The sequence below is a fragment of the Methylobacterium sp. WL18 genome, from assembly GCF_008040015.1.
GTDB classification, from domain to species: domain Bacteria; phylum Pseudomonadota; class Alphaproteobacteria; order Rhizobiales; family Beijerinckiaceae; genus Methylobacterium; species Methylobacterium mesophilicum.
In genome coordinates this window covers 1-5297 of record NZ_VRVD01000318.1, presented here as the reverse complement: position 1 = coordinate 5297, position 5297 = coordinate 1, and the positions used below count along the sequence as shown (strand labels likewise).

The 5297-nt window shown below is 66.9% G+C and carries 4 protein-coding genes; all 4 read left to right on the top strand.

From position 1 onward, the window contains the following. The coding region (gene fdnG / locus FV228_RS19420; protein WP_147856120.1) for a formate dehydrogenase-N subunit alpha at positions 1 to 3023 on the top strand (3023 nt) is incomplete at its 5' end. Between the two features lie 14 nt (positions 3024 to 3037). Then, complete coding sequence (fdxH, locus tag FV228_RS19415; RefSeq protein ID WP_147856119.1) at positions 3038 to 3976, top strand: formate dehydrogenase subunit beta; 939 nt, start codon at positions 3038 to 3040, stop codon at positions 3974 to 3976. A gap of 298 nt (positions 3977 to 4274) precedes the next feature. Continuing rightward, positions 4275 to 4997: a formate dehydrogenase subunit gamma gene (locus FV228_RS19405; RefSeq protein ID WP_147856117.1), complete on the top strand. Its 723-nt coding sequence runs from the start codon at positions 4275 to 4277 to the stop codon at positions 4995 to 4997. A 3-nt stretch (positions 4998 to 5000) separates the two neighbouring features. Beyond that, the coding region (gene fdhE, locus FV228_RS19400) for a formate dehydrogenase accessory protein FdhE (protein WP_147856116.1) at positions 5001 to 5297 on the top strand (297 nt) is incomplete at its 3' end.

Genomic DNA, 5297 nt, shown 5'->3' with positions numbered 1-5297 from the left:
GCGGCTCGCTCGGCGCACTCGGCTTCGGCGGCCTCCAGCCGGCCATGGCCGCCGCAGTGCGGCCGTTCAAGCTCGCGCAGATGCGCGAGACCCGCAACACGTGCCCGTACTGCTCTGTGGCGTGCGGCGTCATCCTGTACAGCCTCGGCGACCGCTCGAAGAACGCGCGCTCCTCGGTGATGCATGTCGAGGGCGACCCCGATCACCCGGTCAACCGCGGCACCCTCTGCCCCAAGGGCTCGGCGCTGCTCGACTTCGTGCATTCCGAGACCCGCACGAAGTACCCGCTCTACCGCGCCCCCGGCACGTCCGCGTTCAAGCGCGTCTCCTGGGACTTCGCGCTGGACCGGATCGCGACCCTCCTCAAGGAGGATCGGGACAAGAACTTCCTGGCCAAGAACGAAGAGCTGACGGTCAACCGTTGGACCACGACGGGCTTCCTCGGCGCCTCGGCCACCACCAACGAGACGGCCTGGCTGACCTACAAGACAGTGCGCAGCATGGGGGCCCTGGTCTTCGATAATCAGGCCAGGGTTTGACACGGTCCGTCGGTCGCCAGTTTGGCGCCCTCCTTCGGACGCGGTGCGATGACCAACCTCTGGATGGACATCAAGCACGCGGACGTGATTACCGTGATGGGCGGCAATGCCGCCGAAGCGCATCCGTGCGGATTCAAGTGGGTCGTCGAGGCGAAGGCCCATAACAACGCCAAGCTCATCGTCGTCGACCCGCGCTTCACCCGCACGGCGTCGGTGGCCGACCTGTACTGCCCGATCCGGCAGGGGACCGACATCGCGTTCCTGTCGGGTGTCGCGAAGTACCTGATCGACAACGACAAGCTGCAGCACCGCTACGTCGCGGCCTATTCCAACGCGGGCTACGTCGTCCGCGAGGGCTACGATTTCAGCGAGGGCCTGTTCGCCGGCTACGACGCCGACAAGCGCGACTACGACAAGACCACCTGGGACTACGAGATCGGTCCCGACGGCTACGCCGTGGTCGACGAGACGATGCAGCATCCGCGCTGCGTCATGCAGCTCCTGAAGAAGCACATCGCCATCTACACGCCCGAGATGGTGGAGCGGATCTGCGGCTCGCCGAAGGAGACCTTCCTGAAGGTCTGCGAGCTGATGGCGACCACGTCGTCCCCTGAGCGGACGATGGCCTCGCTCTACGCGCTCGGCTGGACGCACCACTCCAAGGGCTCGCAGAACATCCGCTCGATGTGCATCGTCCAGACGTTGCTCGGCAACATCGGCATGCTCGGCGGCGGCATGCAGGCGTTGCGCGGCCACTCCAACATCCAGGGGCTGACCGATCTCGGGCTGATGTCGAACCTCATCCCGGGCTATCTCAACCTGCCCGTGGAGAAGGAGCCGGACTACGCGAGCTACATCGCCAAGCGGCAGTTCAAGCCGCTGCGCCCGGGCCAGACCAGCTACTGGCAGAACTACAACAAGTTCTTCGTCTCGTTCCAGAAGATGATGTGGGGCGACAAGGCGACGAAGGAGAACGACTGGGCCTACGATTACCTGCCCAAGCTCGACGTGCCGACCTACGACGTGATCCGTGGGTTCGAGCTGGCCAAGCAGGGCAAGATGGCGGGCTACATCATCCAGGGCTTCAACCCCCTGCTGTCGTTCCCGAACCGCGCCAAGATGACGGAAGCCTTCTCCAAGATGAAGTTCATCGTGGTGATGGATCCGCTCAAGACGGAGACCGCCCGGTTCTGGGAGAACCACGGCGAGTACAACGACGTCGACCCGACCAAGATCCAGACCGAGGTGTTCGAGCTGCCGACCACCCTGTTCGCGGAGGAAGAGGGCTCGCTGTCGAACTCCAGCCGCTGGCTCCAGTGGCACTGGCAGGCCCAGGAGGCTCCGGGCGAGTGCCGCTCGGACATCGAGATCATGTCGGAGATCTTCCTCCGCGTGAAGGCGGCCTACAAGAAGGACGGCGGCGCGTTCCCGGACCCGATCGTCAACCTGAAATGGGACTACGCCATCGCCGAGTCGCCGACGCCGACCGAGCTCGCCCGCGAGCTGAACGGCTACACGGTGGCGCCGACGCCCGACCTCAACGGGACCGTCATGCCGGCGGGCCGGCAGCTCGACGGCTTCGCCCAGCTCAAGGACGACGGCACGACCGCCTGCGGGTGCTGGATCTACTCGGGCTGCTACACCGAGAAGGGCAACACCATGGCCCGCCGGGACAACACCGATCCCGGCGACCGCGGCATCGCGCCGAACTGGGCGTTCGCGTGGCCGGCCAACCGGCGCGTGCTCTACAACCGGGCGTCCTGCGACCCGGAGGGCAAGCCCTGGTCGGAGAAGAAGAAGCTTATCGAGTGGAACGGCAAGCAGTGGATCGGCTTCGACGTGCCGGATTACGGCGTGACCGTCGCCCCCGATAAGGGCGTCGGGCCGTTCATCCTGAACCAGGAGGGTGTCGCCCGCCTGTGGACCCGGGGGCTCATGCGCGACGGGCCGTTCCCGACGCACTACGAGCCGTTCGAATCGCCGATGGCCAACATCCCGTTCCCGAAGATCAAGGGCGCCCCGGCGGCCCGGATCTTCAAGGACGACCTGGCCGACCTCGGCGACGCGACGGAGTTCCCCTACGCGGCGACCAGCTACCGGCTCACCGAGCACTTCCACGGCTGGACCAAGCACGCCCGGATCAACGCGATCCTCCAGCCCGAGGCCTTCGTGGAGATCTCGGAGGAGCTCGCGAAGGAGAAGGGCATCTCCAAGGGCGGCTGGGTCCGCGTCTGGTCGAAGCGCGGCTCGCTCAAGGCCAAGGCGGTGGTGACCAAGCGGATCAAGCCGCTGATCTGCGACGGCAAGCCCGTCCACGTCGTCGGCATCCCGCAGCACTGGGGCTTCATGGGCCTGACGAAGAAAGGATGGCACCCGAACTCGCTGACGCCCGTGGTGGGTGACGCGAACACCGAGACGCCGGAGTTCAAGGCCTGGCTCGTGAATATCGAGCCGACCACGCCGCCGTCCGACGCGGTCGCCTGAGGGGAGCTGACAGCATGGCCGATTACAGCTCCCTCGATATCCGTCAGCGCTCCGCCTCCACGGAGACGCCGCCGGAGATCCGCCGCCAGGTGGAGGTCGCCAAGCTCATCGACGTGTCGAAATGCATCGGCTGCAAGGCCTGCCAGTCGGCCTGCGAGGAGTGGAACGACCTGCGCGACGACATCGGGATCAACCGCGGTGTCTATGACAACCCCCACGACCTCACGCCGAAGTCGTGGACCCTGATGCGGTTCACCGAGTACGAGAACCCGGAGACCCAGAACCTCGAATGGCTGATCCGCAAGGACGGCTGCATGCACTGCACCGAGCCGGGCTGCCTCAAGGCGTGCCCGTCCCCCGGGGCGATCGTGCAGTATTCCAACGGCATCGTCGACTTCATCGAGGAGAACTGCATCGGCTGCGGCTATTGCGTGAAGGGGTGCCCGTTCAACATCCCGCGCATCAGCCAGACCGACCACAAGGCGTACAAGTGCACCCTGTGCTCGGACCGGGTCGCGGTGGGTCAGGCTCCGGCCTGCGCCAAGGCGTGCCCGACCGGCTCGATCATGTTCGGCACCAAGCAGGCGATGATCGAGCAGGCCGAGAGCCGGGTCGAGGACCTGAAGTCGCGCGGCTTCGAGCATGCCGGCCTCTACGACCCGGCCGGCGTCGGCGGCACGCACGTCATGTACGTGCTGCACCACGCCGACCAGCCGAGCCTCTATGCCGGCCTGCCGAACGACCCGAAGATCTCGCCGCTGGTGGCCTTCTGGAAGGGCGGCGCCAAGGTGTTCGGGCTTGCCGCCATGGGCTTTGCCGCGGTCGCGGGCTTCTTCCACTACGTGACGGCCGGCCCGAACGAGGTCGTGCCGGAAGAAGAGGAAGAGGCGGTCGAGTACGACGAGGCCAAGCGCCGCGGCGAGACCGGCGGCGGCGAGGCGCGGCCGCACTGATAGGAGCGTGTCGGCGGGTTACGAGGGTGACCCGCCGCTTGTGAAGGTCGTGACGCGCCCCCTCTCCCGTGCGGGAGAGGGTTGGGGTGAGGGACCAGGGTCTTCCGGAGAGGTCGCATCCCTCACCCGGCTCTCTGCGAGAGCAGACCTCTCCCGCACGGGAGAGGGGACCCGCGTCTCATCCGGCCCTATGTGCATTCGCTAGGCCGGCGTGCCGGCCAAGCGATACCGAATTCAAAGCCAGCCCTCGCCGCCGCTGCGGCGCGGGGCCGGCGCCACGTCACGCGCGAGAAGGCCGATGACGAGCCAGAACGATATCCGGGACGGGGATACCCGCCCGCTGCATCACGCCAAGTCCGAGGCGCCGGAGGTGATGTACGTCCCCCGCTACACCGGGGTTCAGCGCGTGAACCACTGGATCACCGCGATCCTGTTCACGCTGCTGACCCTCTCGGGGCTGGCGATGTTCACGCCTTACCTGTTCTCGCTGACCGGCCTGTTCGGCGGCGGGCAGGCGACGCGCGCGATCCATCCGTGGTTCGGCGTCGCCCTGGCGGTGAGCTTCTTCTTCCTGTTCGTGCGCTTCTGGAAGCTCAACATCCCCAACAAGGACGATGTCGCGTGGTCGATGAAGATCGGCGACGTGGTCACCAACCGGGAGGACCGCCTGCCCGAGCTCGGCAAGTACAATGCCGGCCAGAAGGGCGTGTTCTGGGGCCAGACCGCGCTGATCGGCGTGATGTTCGTCACCGGCCTGATGATCTGGAACACCTACTTCGGCGGGTTGACCACCATCGAGACCCAGCGCTGGGCGCTGCTCGCCCACTCGCTCGCGGCCGTGATCGCCATCGCGATCATCGTGGTCCACATCTACGCCGGCATCTGGGTGCGCGGCACCGGCCGGGCGATGGTGCGCGGCACGGTGACGGGCGGCTGGGCCTACCGGCATCACCGCAAGTGGTTCCGGCAGATCGCCGGCTCCAAGGTGCGCCGGGGCTCCGTGGACAAGCGCGGATCCTGAGGCGTGGCCAACTTCTTCAGGCGCAAGCCCGCGGTTCCGGCCGAGACGAAGCCCGCCGGGTCCGAGCCGAAACCCCAGCGGCGGGATTTCAGTGAGCTGAAGCCCGATCCCGACAAGATCGGGATCTCGGGCTCGGTCCCGTTCGTGCGGCTGCCCGATCCCGGGACGCTGTTCGCCGACCGGGCCGCGCGCCTGATTGCGGCGGCACCGGGACATCCGATGGAGGCCTATCTCCGGTTCGTCGCCGAGGTGGCCCGGGCGCAGGCGTCCGTGCAGGCGGCGTTCCCGCCCGCCGAGGCC